This window comes from Halovibrio variabilis (assembly GCF_007991175.1).
In the GTDB taxonomy this organism is placed as follows: Bacteria; Pseudomonadota; Gammaproteobacteria; order Pseudomonadales; family Halomonadaceae; genus Vreelandella; species Vreelandella variabilis.
This window is the reverse complement of sequence record NZ_BJXV01000017.1, coordinates 21,948-38,703: the sequence shown is the minus strand read 5'-3', so window position 1 is coordinate 38,703 and position 16,756 is coordinate 21,948. Positions and strand designations below refer to the sequence as shown.

Below are 16,756 nucleotides of genomic sequence, written 5' to 3'. Positions count from 1 at the left end.
GCTATGCACCGACGCCAAGTACTCAAAGTAGTGCTGGGCAGTATGGTCATGGCGCTGACGCCACTGAGCTGGGCGCTGCCCGCCCGTGAAGAGGTGGATTGGCTATTTAGCGCGGTGGATGATCCCCGCGGCGGGCATTTCATTGCCGGGGTGGCGCTGGATGGCAAGACCCGCTTTATGATAGAAGTGCCCGAGCGCTGTCACGGCGGTTGTTTACGGCCTGATTCCCGCCAGGCGGTGCTGTTTGCCCGCCGCCCCGGCACGCGGATGCATGTGATCGATGGCGACAGCCGCCAACTCGCCCATACTATTGCGGCGGGAGAGGGCTACCACTTCTACGGGCATGGCGTATTCGATCAAAGCGGGCGCTACCTGTATGTCACCGCCAATCGCCTGGCGGACAGCGCCGGGCTGGTGCGGGTTTACGATGCGGCCAATGACTACGCCCATGTGCGCGATATGCCACTGGACGGTATTGGCCCTCACGAGCTTCGGCTGATGCCGGACGGTGACACCCTGGTGATTGGCTTGGGCGGCATCCAGACGCATCCTGACTACGGCCGGGTAAAGCTCAACTTGGCGACCATGGCACCGGCGTTGATGCTGATGGATCGCCACAGCGGCGAGATACTGGCCCGCCATGAACCCTCGCACCACCAGCTCAGCTGTCGTCATCTCGATGTCGCGGCAGACGGCACGGTAATCGCCGGCTACCAGTTCGAAGGCCCCGAGTGGGAGGCCCACCCGTTGATCTGCTGTCTGGATGCCGATGGCCAGTTTTCTGAGCTGGCGCTGCCTGAGGATGTCACCGCCAGCCTGCAACAATACACCGCCAGCGTGGCGTTTAGCCGGGTTTCGGCAAATGCCCTGGTCACTGCACCCCGAGGCAACCGGGTGCTGCTGCTGGATGCTGCGCAAGGCAAGCTTCTTGCTAACCTGGAACTGCCCGATGCCGCCGGCGCCCGCTGCGATGGCAACGGTGGCTTTCTGGTCTCTTCCGGCCAGGGCGGGCTCTACCGCGTGTCGCTCAATCAGGCATCGCCCAAGCTGCTCGCCCGCCTGGATATGCTGTGGGATAACCATCTGACCTGATACGCGTGATTAAACACCAGCGGGGCATAGTAAGTTCGAGCGGCCTTAATGCGCCACTTGGAATACCTGCTTTAGGTAGTTGACGAAGTTCTGGTCTCTTGAGGTGGTTTTGCCGGGTTCATCGGATATCTTGGCGACGGGCTGGCCGTTGCAGGACACCATTTTGATCACCATGTTCATGGGCTTGAGGCCGGGCACGTCGCAGGTAAGGCTTGTGCCAATCCCGAAACTGGTCTTGATCCTGCCCTCCAGGGCCGTTTTGATCTCCATGGCCTTGTCGAAGGTCAAGGCGTCACTGAAGATCAAGGTTTTGCTGCGCGGGTCAATGCCCAATGCCTCGTAATGGCGAATGCATTTTTCGGCAAAGAGCATCGGGTCGCCGCTGTCGTGGCGCAACCCATCGAAGAGCTTGGCAAAATACAGGTCAAAATCATGCAGAAAGGCGTCGAGCGTGATGGTGTCAGTCAGTGCAATACCCAGGTGGCCGCGATACTCCTGCACCCAGGCTTCAAGTGCGGCACGCTGGCTGTCAACTAAGCGGCTGCCGAGTTGCTGGTGGGCCATGACCCATTCGTGGGCCATGGTGCCCATGGGGGCGAGCCCGTGGCGCCGTGCGATATCCACATTGCTGGTGCCCACGAAGTTGCCTGGAAACTCCTGGCTTAATATCGTGATGATGGCTTCCTGCACCGGCTGGGAAAGGCGGCGGCGAGTGCCAAAGTCGGCAAGGTTGAAGCCTGCTAGTTGTTCGGGAGTATAGTGCTGACGCAGGGTAGCGAGCTTCTGGCGTAGCTGGCTCACTGCCTCTTCAATGGTCACCTTAGGGTAGAGTACTCGATTACGTACTTCGCTTATGATCGCCAAAATGACGATCTCAAACAAAATGCTGTGCGTCCAGGGGCCGTCGATGACGATGCATAGCTCTTGCCCCTCCATGAAGACGTCGACGTACTCAGGGCGGAAGCGGAATAGCTCGAGAAAACGTATGAAGTCCGGCGTGAGATAGGGAACCGAGCTGAGGTACGCCGATTCATCCGCGCTGAGTTTGAGCGTCGCCAGCCGATCGATCTGTTCGCGAATCTCGCTGATGTAAGGCGCGAGATCCTCCGAGTTACGGCAACGAAACTCCCAGGCCACACTGGCGTTGGGGTATTTGTGGTGCACCCCCTGCATCATGGTGATCTTGTACCAGTCGGTGTCCAGCAGCGAGGTAATGATCGGACCTTCGCGGTAAGTAGCCGTCATAAAACCTTCCTGGCATGGCGCTGGGTAAACAGGGCCCTCACATGGTGCATGCTGTCTCCTTGATCATAGTGAGTACTGATTAAGGATGCCGCCGTCGCCAATGCGCTCTCGCGCATGAGTAGCAAGCGAGCAACATCGTTATTTTTTTGAATGCACAGACGCAACCTGAACCATTGATAGTATTTTAATTTACTGCGCCACGGCGATATTGTGCTCTCCGTTAGGGTGTTTCATGACCTGCATGGGGAGCCCGTAAATCGCTTCCAGCGTGCTATCGCACATCAGGTCGTTTGGGGAGCCGCAGGCCAGTAGACGGCCGCTGTGCAACGCCATCAGTTCATCGCAGTAGCGCGAGGCCATGTTGATATCGTGCAGCACGATAATCACCCCAAGGTTTAGCTCATCGCATAGCTTGCGAATCAACTCCAGCACTTCCATCTGGTGGGCGATATCCAGCGCTGCCAGTGGTTCATCCAAGAGTAGAAAACGGCTGCCTTGGGCCAGTAGCATGGCCAGCCAGACCCGTTGGCGCTCGCCGCCGGAAAGCGTATCGACCAGGCGGTCGGCGAAGTCTTCGGTATGGGTGAGGGCAATGGCGCGGTCAATGGCATCTTTGTCTTTCTGGGTGTGGCGCCCGAGCAAACCGTGCCATGGGTAGCGCCCAAAGGACACCAGTTCCCGCCCGGTAAGGCTCTCAGCGCTGGGCAGATGTTGGGGGAGGTAAGCGACTTGGCGGGCGAACTCGCGGTTGCCCCAATCACTCAGTGGGCGCTGGTCAAAGTGGATTTCTCCCTGACTGGTAGGCTGCTGCTGCGCCATGAGTTTTATCAAGGTCGACTTGCCTGAGCCATTGTGGCCAATCAGGCCGTAAATCTTTCCTTCCTGAAAGCTATGTTCAATGGGCGTTAGGATCGGCTTGCCATTGATTTCGAAGGTGGCGCCTTTGACCTCGAACATGAATCACTCCTAGCGATGCGTTAATGATAATGGCTCCATTCTAGTGCTAATAGTTCTCATTTTTAACAAAAAAATGAAAAGATTTACTAAGAGATGGCAAACGCAGCTTGGGGAAATGATAAGTCTCAGTCAGCTAGCCTCTGCTTGCGCTGCTTCCGCGCCGGGCCGCCGTCGCGGGTGCGCTGACGCTTACGCCGCGCTACGAAACCCCACCGATGCAACTTTGTGGCACTTGTAGCGCGTGGTAACGAGAAAGCGAGTTCAGCGAGCGTTTGAGGCACCCGCGGGTGGCGGCGGTACGACGCCCAGTGGCACCACACCAACCCCGGCACCTATCTTTAGATTTTCATGAGAACGCTTTTAAACACGCTAGCAGTTGGCTATGCCGCTCGGGGTGTGCCGCAATTAGGCTATTCCACTGACGAGGATTTGGCTCGCCAGTGAGGTCGGTAACGGTAAAGCCTGCTTCTCGGGCGATCACAATACCCGCGGCAATGTCCCAAAAGTCGAGCTTGGCACCCTGAGACCAAAAGGCATCAAAGCGGCCCAGACTGAGGTAGGCGATTTCTAACGCCGCAGAGCCGGGGCTGCGAATGCCGGCTACCTGGGGCATTAGCGCGGTGAGTTGCTGCAAGGCAATCGCGCAGTCGCCTTTGGCGTGGTAGGGCAGGCAGGTGCTCACCAGCATTTCGGTCATCGGGCGAGCGTCAGGCGTAGTGAGCTGCCGGTCATTGAGGAAGGCGCCAGAGCCTTTGGCCGCCCAAAGCATTTCATCAAGCAGCGGTTGGTAGACGACCCCAATGATCAACTCATCGCCCTGAGTAACCGCAATCGAAACCGAGAAGTGAGGCACCCTGTGGAGGAAATTGTTGGTGCCATCCAGGGGGTCAATCACCACGGTATAGTCGCTATCGGTGCTGGGTGTCAGGCCGCTCTCCTCGCCAAGAAAAGCGATGTCAGGAAACGTGCTGCTGATGCAGTCGATAATGATATTCTCAGCCGTTGTATCGTAGTAGGTAACAAAGTCCGATGCGCCCTTTTGCTCAAAAGCCACTCGCCCCTCTTTTGCATACCCTTCGCGCAACAAAGCGCCGGCCTCATAGGCCGCTTGCTTTACCGTTTCGAGCAGGTCATTGCTGCTATCAAGCATCGTGTTTCCCCTGAATAGAACGGCTGGGCGTTCGTCGTGTTTAGTACATGAGAGATATGAATCTTCTATCAATGTAACTAGTAGCGAATGACACGACGATGACAGCGGCAAATAGCCCACTCGCTAAGCCAAGGTCTCCACTTCAAAGGCCACAATCTGGCGCTGGGCGCTGGAAAACTCCACGCCGATCAGGTGTATGGGTTTGCCGGAGGCACGGTGTTTGTCGGCATAGCCCTTGTGTTTGATCTGCGCCAGAGCGGTGCCTTCCGGCAGTTGCTCCACCACCTTGAACTCAAACAGGTAGAGTTGCCCACCAAAGTCCACGCACATATCCACCTTGCCGTGGTGACTGGCGTCTTCCACCGTCACATCCAGCCCCAAGGCCGCAAAGTGGCTGTAAAAGACACTGGCATAGTGGCCTTCATATTTGGCAATGGGATTGTTGCGGTACCAATCGTGAGGGAGCCCGGCGTAAAGGGCTTTGAGGTGTGTTTCTAAGCCGGCAAGATCGTGCTGGCTTAAATGGCGAAACAGCGTACGGCGCTCACGCGGAGCGTTTTCGACGCCCAGCGAAGGCAGTAGCGCATGGTTGAGGCTGGTTTCGACTTCGCGGTTAGGAAAGCCCAGGGTGTACTGGCGGTAGCCCCGCAGGGGCTCTTCTATCTGCTGAATAGTCAGGTAGCCGGTTTGAAACAGCAGGCCTTCGGTGCTGATCTGATCCACATCAAACTGGCTGAGCAGTTCATACTCGGTTTCCCAATGATCCAATGAGGGGGTAAATACCCCGCGCTGCTTAAGAATGTCGACCAAAAATGTCGGCGTTGCAGACTCAAACCAGTAAGGGCCGAACGCGCGTTTCTGAAACAGTAGTAGCACGTCAAAGGGGTTATAGACAGATGTGATCTCGCTGCCACCCCAACGGTAGCCGTTGTACCACTGGCGAATTGCTTCGCGATCAAGGCCGGGAAGTTCCGGGGCGAACACCGTATCGATATCCGCGTCGGTATAACCGCAAAGCGTACTGAAGGGGGCATCCAGGGTGATATCGTTGAGATTATTCAATCCCGAGAAAAGACTGACCTTGCTGAATTTGGACACACCGGTCAGCAGCACAAAGTGCAAGTGCGGGTCGGCGTCTTTAAGCACGCTGTAAAGGTTTTTCAGGCCTTCGCGCAGTTCACGGGCACGCTCCGGCACCAGGATATTGTCCAGAATCGGCTTATCATACTCGTCGATCAGGACGACCACCCGCTGGCCGCTTTGCTGGTGGGCGGCGCGGATGAGGGCGGAAAATTCGCCGGGTATGTCAGTTTTGTGGTGCTGGGTAATGCCGAGCTGCTCGCGTTGAACCCTTAGCTGCTCACGAATACGCTCGTCCAGCCCTTCACGGCTCTGCATCACGCCATCGGCAAAGCTAATACGAATCACCGGATAGCGTTGCTGCCAGTCCCACTTGTCGTGGATATAAAGTCCTTCAAACAGCGCTTGGCGGCCTTCAAACAGGCAGCGCAAGGTATCCAGCAACAGGCTTTTGCCGAAGCGGCGCGGCCGCGAGAGGAAGTAGTATTTGTTCTGGTTAACCAAGCGCTCAACATGCGGGGTTTTATCGACGTAGTAATAGTTGCCCTCGCGGATATCCGAGAACGTCTGAATCCCGATGGGGAGTTTACGGCGTTGGGCATCCATCACGGTGGGTCTCCAGAGCAAAAAACAACGTTATGGTCAATAGTCTAGCATGCTCACCGATTGCATTGCGCAGTGACGAGCCTGCCAGTGGAGGGTGCATGTGACCACGCCGGGCGATGTTTACTGCTTTAGACGAGAAAAGTGAGCCACTAGTTTGTATCGACAGAGGCACTGCCTGAGTGATCGCTCTCAGTCAGATGGCTGGCAAGGCTGTCAGCAAAGCGTTGGGCGGCAGGTAAACCTCCCCAGGACCAATAGTTGACGGGAATAATCGTATAGTTTCCCTGTTTCACGCTTGGCAAGTGTCGCCACTGACCATCGGAGAGGAGTTGTCTTACACCCCCGTCCGGGCCGTAGGGGCTATCAAGAAACACCAATTTGGCATCGACATCAAACAGAGGCGTTGCGCTGATGGTTGTCATTCCCCATCGGCCAAAATCCCCCTGCCAAGCGTTCTGAAGGCCAAGGCGGTTTAACATCATGCCTTCAACGCTTCCTTCGCCATATATGCGGGCATGGCGCTCATCCATCAGGCGCACGAGTAAAATAGGTGAGTCGATACCATTAAGCTGTCGTTTCAACGCCGCGAAGTGATGGCTGGATTGCTCGATATAATGTTCCGCCGCGTCAGGATCTTCCACCAAATCGCCAAGCTGACGCGTCAGCCCTTCGATCGTATCCCAGTCGTTATGGCCGTCTTCAACATCGGCATACTTATAAAGCGGGTACGCCATTACATCAGCAATTTTTCTGAGCCTAGGGAGTAAGCTGGCATGAGCAGGCGGTGAAATCAGAATATGTTGTGGCGGATCGCTTGAAAGCAGTTCAAGGTTTGGGAAGTGGCGGTAGCCGAGGTTAATCGCATGAGGCAGAATTTCCTCTTGCCGTGAATATGTTTCGTACCCCTCAAGGCCTGACAGAAACCTCGGCGGATGACCAATCGCATTGAGGGTCTCCGCGATGGCGAAATCAAACGTTGCTAATGGCGCCTGGGTGTTTTCCTCGCTGGCCATTGATGCGTTGCCCATGAAGAAACTGATGAGCAACGCGATCGGTAAGGCCATGCTTTTATGACGTACGGGGCGATTAAATGTCTCGTTTTGATAGGTCACAATCATGCCTGTGTTTTGCGGATAAATAAGTGCTACCGTCATCACTGATAGAGTGTACACCGGTACCCAGTTTCAGCCCCGGTAGACCGACAACACTGGAGCGATAGTCACCCCATAGCGAGAACTGGTTGTAGGGAGCTTACGCTTCGTTCGCCGACTTTTTCAGGCGTCGCCGGGCTGCTTTTGTTGGTTTCGGGCATCGGTGTAGGCATAAGCAGTGACCAAGTTGGCATTGAGGCCGATCTCCGTCTTGACCTCCAGCTCGAAGCCCCGAGAGCGCACTTCGCCTATTTGTGTCTGGAAAGTGGCGTCGATCAGGTCTTCGACCAATTTACGTATCTTCAAGCGTTTCTACCAAGGTTTCGGCGAAACGCATGGCAGAGGGAAGGCCTCCCAGAGTCCAGTAATTGACAGGGAGATAGACAGTTTTGCCACCGCGTACACGTAGCAACGCTTGCCATAGCCCGCCACGGTTGAGGCGATCGCCAATGCTGGCAGTATAATGAGGGCTCTTCAAAACAACCAATCTACCTTCAATGGCGGGTAGTTCATCGATGCTGACAGTGGAAACCCCTACATGGTTGGTTGGTTTATTCCAGGCATTGGTAAGGCCAAGTTGATCCAAAATGCCTTGAAATAGACTGTTTTCGCCATATATCCAGACATGACGATCATCCCTAAATTGGATAATAAGAAGGGGGGCTTGGTCTGCAGAAAGCTTATGGTTGAGCCTAGCGAGTTGTTGTTCAGATTCAAGGATAAGACGCTTTGCATCCTTTTGATGCCCCAGTCGCGCCGCTAAAGCCAGAGTGAAATCGTGCACTGCCTGCCAAGGGTCGCCTGTAATCGGAAATAAGGAGATATTTTCCGTGGGTGCGATATGCGATAGTTTTTCATTCAGAGGTGTAAGACCGCCTATTATGAGTGCAGGGTTTAGATGCGACATCAGCTCAAGGTTTGGCATCGGGCCAAAGCCCAGCTCTATAGCATCATATGCGATAAGCCCGTTATCTGCCCACTCGTTATAAGTTTCCAGTTGCGTTACGCCTAGCGGGCCAATGTCCAGCATACTCAGGGTTTCTGTAACAGCCCAGTCGAAAGTGGCAATAGGTTGTCTTTCGCCCGCATATGCAGTGCTGCAGAATGTAAGAAACGCTAGTGCTGCCGTTAAAAACTTCATGTGTCGCGCCTTAGAGACATGTAACATGACGGTCATGGGTTCAGGTATTAAGTTAAAAGAATAACCCGCCGATGCCGGTGCCTAGACATACATTAGAAAATATTATCTTTTGGCAGCAATTTTCTTTATTAAAATACCCAGCCCTAAATAGATAGGACTGGGTCAATATTTGATAAGAAAGTTTTTAATATTGCTATGCTGATGCTTTAGAAGTCATATTTTAATGTCAAGTTTGCGCTGCGTGGAGCGCCGTATGCCAACTGACTGAACCAAGCACCACTATTGGTGTAATACTTCTCATCAAATAGGTTGTTGATATTAAGCTGAGCGCTTAATTCCGGAGTCATCTGATATCTGGCCATCAAGCGAGCAAGCGAATAACTACCCTGTTTTATTTCTTCGCTGTTTCCCAAAGGGTTGGTTGCTATTGTGTAGTTTGAGCTTTGCCAATTGAAACCGCCACCGAGGGTTAAATCATTTAGTTTATAGGTAGTGAACAGAGTTGCGGTGCGGCGAGGTTGATCGGTATTTACTGCTGAGCCATCGGCATCTTCGGCATGGAACTGTGACCAACCGAACATAAGGTTCCAATCATCGGTAATAGCACCTGACACTTCAAACTCATAGCCGATACTGGTGGTGCCTTCCGCCGCATATGAGGCCTGGTCAGTGGTTCCAGGAATCAAATATCCCGTATCGGTCTGTGCCAGGTTATCCTGATCAATCCGATATACTGATAGCATGGCGTTCAGACGCCCTTCAAAATACTCTGCTTTGATACCGGTTTCATAGTTTTTACCTTCCACTGGATCAAGATAACTGCCATTTCTATCCTGCGCGTCTTGCGGGTTGAAAATATCTGTATAGCTGACATAAGCTGAATAGACATCATTAATATCGTAGATTAAGCCAGCATAAGGTGTAATTACCTGATGATGACTAAAATCATAGAAGTCACCATTTGATTTCATACCTTCAATGTCCCAGTTAGTAACGCGACTACCCAGGATTAGTGTCAGTGGGTCAGCCAGCGATAAGCGTAAAGCGGCATAACCACCAAGTTGTTCAGTTTCTCTTCTTGTATAGGGTGTTTTGGGTCCCCACTCAGGCTCTGGATATGAGCCATCCCATTCATAGAAATTGCCGACTGGTGGTGCACTCAGTGGATTCCGACGTTCGGAAGTAAAGTCCTGCTTGTTGTGCATCAGCCCTGCAGTCACCTCATGGTCACGACCGGAAAATTCAAATGGCAGGTTACCATAGATATCGATATTGTCCTGCTCTCGTTCAAACTCATACCAAGCTGGAAGCGCACTCATTCCAAGGCCGGTTTGCCTATCTGGAGAACCGTACAAATAGACTAAGGGTAAGTCAGCATGATTAATGCTTTTGCTATAAGCTGCGTAAACTGATGCACCTGAATCAAAGTTATGCTCAAGGTTCACGAAGTAGTTGGTGACTTCTGAATCCCATCTTGTCCAGTCTGCGCCGACCGTTTTAGAACGAGACCAATCTGTTCTTTCTCCATTACTAAACCAAGTAGGCAAACCACCCCAGGTTGAGCCGGTGGGCCTGTTTTGCTGTTGGCTGATGCCAATGTTCATCAAGGTATTATCAGTGAGATCGGCAGCGACAGTGCCATAAAAAACAGATTTTTCATTTTCCAGCGAATCAATAAAAGAACCTTCTTCGAGATAGCTGCCAACGACGCGGCCACGCACGGTTCCAGCTTCATTTAGTGGCGTCGACATATCCACAGTACTCTGATAGCGATCCCAACTCCCAGCACTGACAGTGGTATGCCCAGTAAATTCCTTACTATCCGCTTTCTTGCGTACAAGGTTAATCGCAGCCGAAGGATCTCCCGCGCCGGAAGTCAGTCCGCTCGCACCGCGAACAATCTCAATACGGTCATAAAGTATGGTGTCCATTTGTGATTCACCAGCGGAGTAACCACTTTCCCAAGCTGTTGGTACACCATCAATTTGATAATTATTTATCTCAAAGCCACGTGCTGAAAAAACATGCCTCTGGCTATCTTGCTGGGTTGAAGTGAGGCCTGTCGCTGTATTGACCACATCCGTCAGTGATTCCAACTGCATATCATCAATCAGCTGGCGGCTGATAACGGATACTGATTGTGGCGTTTCACGAATGGATAAGCCTAGCCGCGTCGCCGTATTCATTGCGTCAGTTGTATATGAGTCTGTTCCTTCCGTCGTGGCATCACGCTGGTACTCGCCGGTTACCTGAAGGGTGGGCAAGGTATTGGTCGCCTCGTCGTTTTCTGGCTCCTGCGTTGTGGTGCTTTGAGCGGAAGCTGCCGGCGCCGCGAATAGCGTCGCAGCGCAGGCATTAGCAATGGCCACAGTGAACAGTTGCCTGCGCAGGCCGGTACGAAGTTGGTGCATAGTAATTCCCTTGAATGATATTTATACGTTAATAGTAATTGTTATTATTAGCATTATGTTCTGAATTTATGCTGTCTTGCAACCACCTGTTGCTCAAAATGGTACCTGTGGCAAGAGGCGCTCTATTTATCATCCATGCCGTGCCCTATGCGGCGGCAACTAAACATCTATTGGGCTTGGATGGTGACTAAAGTGGTGCCGTAGGGCGTCGTAGCGGGTGGACTCCGTATGGCTGCTCTCCAAATCGCGCACAAGTAGCTCAACGCCGTCGGTACCTGCTTCACTACCGATTACCTTATGGCGGTGGCGGGCCTGACCGGTTACTTCTTGCTGGTAGAACACATTGTAAATTTCCTGAATCAGCGCCAAGTCTGATGCTGAATAGTTGGTGCTTCTTGTATTCTTGTAGAAGGGCTGGTGAGATTACCCATGATGACCGCTACTTCCACCTCGCGGATCGTTTAGTGAGAAGGGAGAGCGGCAAGCTGCTGGCGACAGAGCAGTCGACTAGTGTGGAGGGGAGGAGGCAACAAGCGTACTGTCGTCGTGTTGGTGAGCTAAGGGTAGTTCAAGCGCCTTTAGGTAAAGTCTCCACCTCAAACGCCACAATCTGGCGCCGGGCGCTGGAAAACTCCACCCCGATCAGATGAATGGGCTTACCTGAGGCGCGGTGTTTGTCGGCGTAGCCCTTGTGTTTGATCTGCTCGAGCGCTTTACCTTCTGGCAGTTGCTCGACTACCTTGAACTCGAACAGGTAGAGTTGCCCGCCAAAATCCACGCTCATATCCACCTTGCCATGGTGACTGGCGTCTTCCACCGTCACATCCAGCCCCAAGGCCGCAAAATGGCTGTAAAAGACACTCGCATAATGCCCTTCGTAGCGGGCAATCGGATTGTTGCGGTACCAATCGTGAGGCAGCCCGGCGTAGAGCGCTTTGAGGTGAACTTCTAAGCCGGCGAGGTCGTGCTGGCTTAAATGACGAAACAGCGTTCGGCGCTCACGCGGGGCGTTTTCGACGCCCAGTGACGGCAGTAGCGCATGGTTAAGGCTGGTTTCGACTTCGCGGTTAGGAAAGCCCAGAGTGTACTGGCGGTAGCCCCGCAGGGGCTCTTCTACCTGCTGGATGGTCAGGTAGCCGGTTTGAAACAGCAGGCCTTCGGTGCTGATCTGGTCAACATCAAACTGGCTGAGCAGTTCATACTCGGTTTCCCAATGATCCAATGAGGGGGTAAATACCCCGCGCTGCTTAAGAATGTCGACCAAAAACGTCGGTGTCGCGGACTCAAACCAGTAAGGGGCGAACTCGCGTTTCTGGAATAGCAGCAACACGTCGAAGGGATTGTAGACGGACGTTGTCTCACGGCCACCCCAGCGATAGCCGTTATACCAATGTTTGATTTCCTGACGGTCTAACCCAGAAAGTTCCGGGGCGAACACCGTATCGATGTCCTCGTCGGTATAGCCGCAAATGGTGCTAAAAGGGGCATCCAGGGTGATATCGTTGAGGTTATTCAATCCCGAGAAAAGACTGACCTTGCTGAATTTGGAAACGCCGGTAAGCAGCACGAAGTGCAGGTGGGGGTCGGCGTCTTTAAGCACGCTGTAAAGATTCTTCAAACCTTCGCGCAGTTCTCGGGCGCGTTCGGGCACCAGGATGTTATCCAGAATCGGCTTGTCGTACTCGTCAATTAGAACAACCACGGGTTGGCCATATTGCTGATGCGCTAACTGAATAAGCTCCCGAAATCTGCCAGCGATAGTGGTGTTATCCAGCGTTAAGCCCAGACGCTTAATCTCGCCGCCCAATAGTTCATGGATATGCTGATCAAGCCCTTCACGGCTATGGATAACACCGTCTGAAAAGCTAATACGAATCACCGGATAGCGCTGCTGCCAGTCCCACTTGTCATGGATATACAGCCCTTCGAACAGCGCCTGGCGACCTTCAAACAGGCAGCGCAGAGTATCCAGCAACAGGCTTTTGCCAAAGCGGCGTGGTCGCGAGAGGAAGTAGTACTTGTTCTGGTTGACTAGGCGCTCGATATGCGGGGTCTTATCGACGTAGTAATAGTTGCCCTCGCGGATATCCGAGAACGTCTGAATCCCGATGGGGAGCTTACGGCGGTGGGAATCCATCACGGTGGGTCTCCAGAGCAAAAGCAGCGATATGGCTAACAGTCTAGCATGCCCATGGGTTTCACTGCTCAGGGGCGAGATTGTTAGTGGAAGGCGTATGCGATCACACAAGGCGAGGTTTAGTGCTTTAGGTAAAAAGAGCGACTTCAGCGTTTTGCGCAAGTGCCGCTGTCGAGGTGCTGCAGGCAGTTATAGCAATAACCGCCGCGAGCCTGGAAGGGGAATGCCATGCCGCAGTGACTTCTTGGTGATTGGATGGGAGAGGAGGGATAACAGTCAGCTGTCGTCGTTCTAGCCATTAAAAAGCCCCGCATGAGAGCGGGGCGAAAGCGAGCGTTGGCACGATGAATCAGTAGGACATCGACCAGTTCAGCGTGTAGGTGCGTCCACGTCCTTGGTAGTCGTAGAGGTATTCGGGGCCGAAGTAGGGAGAGTAGAAGCCGGCGGCACGCTGCCCCCACGGCGTTGAGTACTGTTCATCGGTCAGGTTCTCTATGCCCAGGCTGACCTTGCCAAAGTCGGTCTGGTGGCTGCCGATGAGATCCAGGGTGGTATTACCCTCGATTTCGTCACCCTGATAGTCTTCGTAGTCCCACGAGCGGTTGGCTTGCAGGCGTAGTGTGCGGTCGAGATCCGACCATTGTGCATGCAATGTGGCGGTATGTTGCGAGGGGTAAGGAGACACGGTGATGCCTCGTTTCTCCCATTCACCGTCGATTTTCTGTTCGGATCTCAAGGCATGCAGCGTACCGCCCACTTGCCAATGTTCCCCAAGGTATCGTGTAGCGGAAGCTTCGAGACCGAAGTCGCGACGCTTGTCATCTGTTTGGACGGTATTGAGTTGCTCATCCAGTTCAATGGTGGAGTTAGACCATGAATAATAAGCCGCTGCCTGGGTCTGCCACTGGTTACCCTGATAGCGCCATCCCAGCTCGACTTGGCGGGTCTTTATACCATCAAGTGTCTGATCGCTGGCATCCTGTCCAGGCCTTCCGTAATACTTGGAAGGATCAGGCAGATCGAATCCTTCGCTGTAGCTGGTCCAGGTTTGATGGCCGTTGTGGAAATCGTAAAGCGCACTGGCATTGAAGAGTGTGACGTCATAATCACTTTCCCCTCCCTTGGCCAAGGCTTGTCCGGATGGCTGAAAGTCATCGACATCGACATTCATGTGCTGCTGACGAATGCCGGCCCCCAATGTCCAGTGCTCGGTCGCCTGCCACTCACCTTGCCCAAATGCCGACAACCCATCGATCTGGAAACTTGGATAGCGAGGCTCCACCCGACTTTCTTTATGGACGAGACCGCCTGTTGCATCCGTAATCGAGTCGTCAAAATACATCTGGCTGGCATCGAATTCCTCGCGGTCGATATCCAGACCATAATCCAGGCTGACGGTATCGCTGATGTCCGATGACATCAGCGTCTTGAGTCCACTGAGGGTGGTGTTTTGCTTGGAGGTGGTGAAGTAATAGCTGCCATCATCATCCGGGTAGGGGAAGGGATGGAAGCTTGATTCCTCTTCACGATGATAGGCTTGAAGGTACAGGTCCTGCCCAAGGAAATCCGCATGATGGTAGTTGACGTTGAACATGCGACGGTCGGTTTTCGGCTCCCGGTCGGCCGAGAAACCATCACGGATTTCAGCATCTCTCAAGTTGGGCGTCGATGAGGCCAGATTGGGGAAATAGACGCCTTTATCGTCTTCATAACCGGATTCATACAACTGGGCCTTGAGGTCCAGCGTCTGGTTTTCGGTCAGTTGGAAACTCAGGTTACCGAGAATATCGAGGGAGCGGTTACCCTGAAGATCCGACTGGGCCAGGTCAGGGAAGATTTCATCGCCATTGGCGTCATAGTGTCGGCCGTTGTCCTTATAGGCCACGCCAATACGCCCGGTGACGAATTCGTTACCCCCACTGGCGGATTGGGCGACACGATAATCGAGATCATCGCTGTTTTTGAAGCCCGTCGTCGTGCCGACCTCGCTCTCCCAATTCGGCTCGCCTTCGTCACCCGTCTTGGTGATGATATTGATGATACCGCCGGTCGCGCCGCCGCCATAGAGGCTGCTGGCGCCGGAAAGGACCTCGACGCGCTCGATGTTGAACGGATCGATAGAATCAAATTGCCGTGACAGGCTACGCGAATTGTTCATCGAGACACCATCGATGAGTACCTGGACGGTACGCCCGCGCATGTTCTGACCGGCGTTGGTACGTCCCTGCGGGCCGAAGTCGAGACCGGGCACCAGTTTGCCCAGGGCGGTCTTGAGGTCGGCGCCGGTACTGGTTTGTTCCCGTAGTTGCTCGCCCTCGACCACTTGGGCAGCACTGGGTACCTGATCGATCTGTGCCGGGGTGCGGGAGCCAACCACCACCATGGTGTCCTGGTTTTCCTGGGCGTATAGGCTGGTTGCCATCGACCCGGCGGTTACCATCAGGCCGAATGTCAGCGGTTTTTTCATTGCGATTACCCTTGCTGGGGATGCTTGGTATTGGAATGCGCGACATAGGGTAGGGAAGATAATAATGAAACTCAATAAGAGTGATTTGCATTCCTTGATGCGGGGTGCCGTCTGCCTTGGACAGTATGAGGCCATGGGGAAGGAATCGAAATGTGCGGCACCGGCGATCGGGTGCAATGGTGGGTAGATGTTCATTTCTGGTTTCTGGAAGTTCTTAACTACCAAGTGAAAATTGTGTTCTGTCTATCGAACTTTGCGATATCGAAGCCTAATTAATTTCTCTGTTAGAGGTTCGCGAGGCTACAGTGGCCGCGCAAGAAGGCCGCAATAGGAACGGTTTTGGACTGCCTGGTAGGAAAAACGATCGGCAAGATTTTACCGTCTTCGCATCTGTTATTTACTTCGATTCAAAGGCATTGATTAAAGAGTCAGCAAACAAAATTGCCGAGGGAATCGCACCAAAAACCCAGAAGTCGGCGTCCAGCAGGGTGGTGTTGCCCGCCCGAACGCTAGGCAGTTGCCCCCATAGCTCGCTGGCCATGACATTCTCCTGAGTCGTACGTCTGCTCGGCAGGTGCGAGGTGTCCACTACGACGAAGTGAGCCTCCATGTTGAATAGCTCACCGATTCCGATGGTCGAGATTCCCCAGCGACTGGATGGACCGTCCCAGGCGTTGCGCAGGCCAAGTTGCTCAAGGATGATGCCAGGCAGGCTGTTGCGTCCGTAGACCCTGACGTGTCTCGTATCGAGGAACTGCATTAGCAATAGTGGCTGTGGAAGCGTTGTGGCAGTATCGCGGAGATGATTCATGCGGTCATCCGCGTTAGCAATCAACTGGTGCACCTCTGGTTTCCTTTCCGTATGTGTCCCGATTTCCTTGGTGAAGGCGATCATTTTTTCCCAGCCTGATAAGGGGGATGTGTTATAGGGCGAGAGCTGCGCCACCGGGGCGATACTTGAAAGATCATCCTTCAGGTACGCATACTGTAGCGGAATCAAAATAGTGTTGAGGTTGAGCGTGGACAGTAATTCCTTATTGGGCTGCGGGTTGGAGCCAATGTCCACGAGGTTGGGCGGGAGTGAGTCATCTTCTGTCCAACTTTGGTAGTTGCTGACGCCGCCCATGGCGACCGGCAGGTCTTGGACCGCGAAGAGTGTTTCGGCGATGGCGAAGTCGAGGGTTGCGACGGTTCCTGCTTCCCTGACCTGCTGACTCCATACGGGGAAGGAGGTCAAAATGGTGGCGATGACCAGTGCAAACCACGAAATGGTATTTATTGATCGTCCGTCAAGCATATCAAAGTCTGTGTAGTGGGGC

The 16,756-nt window shown here is 53.6% G+C and carries 13 protein-coding genes; 1 reads left to right on the top strand and 12 read right to left on the bottom strand.

Annotated features, from left to right (window positions below; all coding sequences use genetic code 11):
• The first annotated feature begins 3 nt into the window (after positions 1-3).
• A complete protein-coding gene (locus HVA01_RS14160) occupies positions 4-1,092 on the top strand; it encodes a DUF1513 domain-containing protein (protein ID WP_146876059.1) in 1,089 nt (362 codons plus the stop codon).
• A gap of 45 nt (positions 1,093-1,137) precedes the next feature.
• Here HVA01_RS14160 and pncB read toward each other — a convergent pair whose 3' ends face one another.
• From pncB to HVA01_RS14095, 12 genes are all read right to left on the bottom strand, one after another.
• A complete protein-coding gene (pncB, locus tag HVA01_RS14155; RefSeq protein ID WP_146876058.1) occupies positions 1,138-2,337 on the bottom strand; it encodes a nicotinate phosphoribosyltransferase in 1,200 nt (399 codons plus the stop codon).
• A 189-nt stretch (positions 2,338-2,526) separates the two neighbouring features.
• Positions 2,527-3,294, bottom strand: a complete 768-nt coding sequence (locus HVA01_RS14150) for an ABC transporter ATP-binding protein (protein ID WP_146876057.1) — start codon at positions 3,292-3,294, stop codon at positions 2,527-2,529.
• Between the two features lie 346 nt (positions 3,295-3,640).
• Entirely contained in the window at positions 3,641-4,444 is an 804-nt protein-coding gene (locus HVA01_RS14145; RefSeq protein ID WP_146876056.1) for an inositol monophosphatase family protein, read from the bottom strand.
• Between the two features lie 123 nt (positions 4,445-4,567).
• Complete coding sequence (locus tag HVA01_RS14140) at positions 4,568-6,130, bottom strand: PD-(D/E)XK nuclease domain-containing ATP-binding protein (protein ID WP_218031559.1); 1,563 nt, start codon at positions 6,128-6,130, stop codon at positions 4,568-4,570.
• A gap of 149 nt (positions 6,131-6,279) precedes the next feature.
• Positions 6,280-7,242 carry an ABC transporter substrate-binding protein gene (locus HVA01_RS14135; protein ID WP_170243522.1) on the bottom strand — a complete coding sequence of 321 codons (963 nt, stop codon included), beginning with the start codon at positions 7,240-7,242 and terminating at the stop codon, positions 6,280-6,282.
• 162 nt (positions 7,243-7,404) lie between these two features.
• Entirely contained in the window at positions 7,405-7,587 is a 183-nt protein-coding gene (locus tag HVA01_RS17700) for a TonB-dependent receptor (RefSeq protein WP_246129652.1), read from the bottom strand.
• A complete protein-coding gene (locus tag HVA01_RS14125) occupies positions 7,574-8,422 on the bottom strand; it encodes an ABC transporter substrate-binding protein (protein WP_246129650.1) in 849 nt (282 codons plus the stop codon). Before HVA01_RS14125 ends, HVA01_RS17700 begins: the two co-directional genes overlap by 14 nt.
• 206 nt (positions 8,423-8,628) lie before the next feature.
• Complete coding sequence (locus HVA01_RS14120) at positions 8,629-10,833, bottom strand: TonB-dependent siderophore receptor (protein WP_146876053.1); 2,205 nt, start codon at positions 10,831-10,833, stop codon at positions 8,629-8,631.
• Positions 10,834-10,992: 159 nt separating this feature from the next.
• Positions 10,993-11,202 carry a lysine N(6)-hydroxylase/L-ornithine N(5)-oxygenase family protein gene (locus HVA01_RS14115; protein ID WP_246129648.1) on the bottom strand — a complete coding sequence of 70 codons (210 nt, stop codon included), beginning with the start codon at positions 11,200-11,202 and terminating at the stop codon, positions 10,993-10,995.
• Positions 11,203-11,401: 199 nt separating this feature from the next.
• Complete coding sequence (locus tag HVA01_RS14105; protein ID WP_146876106.1) at positions 11,402-12,970, bottom strand: PD-(D/E)XK nuclease domain-containing ATP-binding protein; 1,569 nt, start codon at positions 12,968-12,970, stop codon at positions 11,402-11,404.
• A 349-nt stretch (positions 12,971-13,319) separates the two neighbouring features.
• Positions 13,320-15,437 carry a TonB-dependent receptor gene (locus HVA01_RS14100; protein ID WP_146876051.1) on the bottom strand — a complete coding sequence of 706 codons (2,118 nt, stop codon included), beginning with the start codon at positions 15,435-15,437 and terminating at the stop codon, positions 13,320-13,322.
• 397 nt (positions 15,438-15,834) lie between these two features.
• Positions 15,835-16,734 (bottom strand): ABC transporter substrate-binding protein, encoded by a 900-nt coding sequence (locus HVA01_RS14095; protein ID WP_146876050.1) that lies wholly within the window; start codon positions 16,732-16,734, stop codon positions 15,835-15,837.
• Between the last annotated feature and the right edge of the window lie 22 nt (positions 16,735-16,756).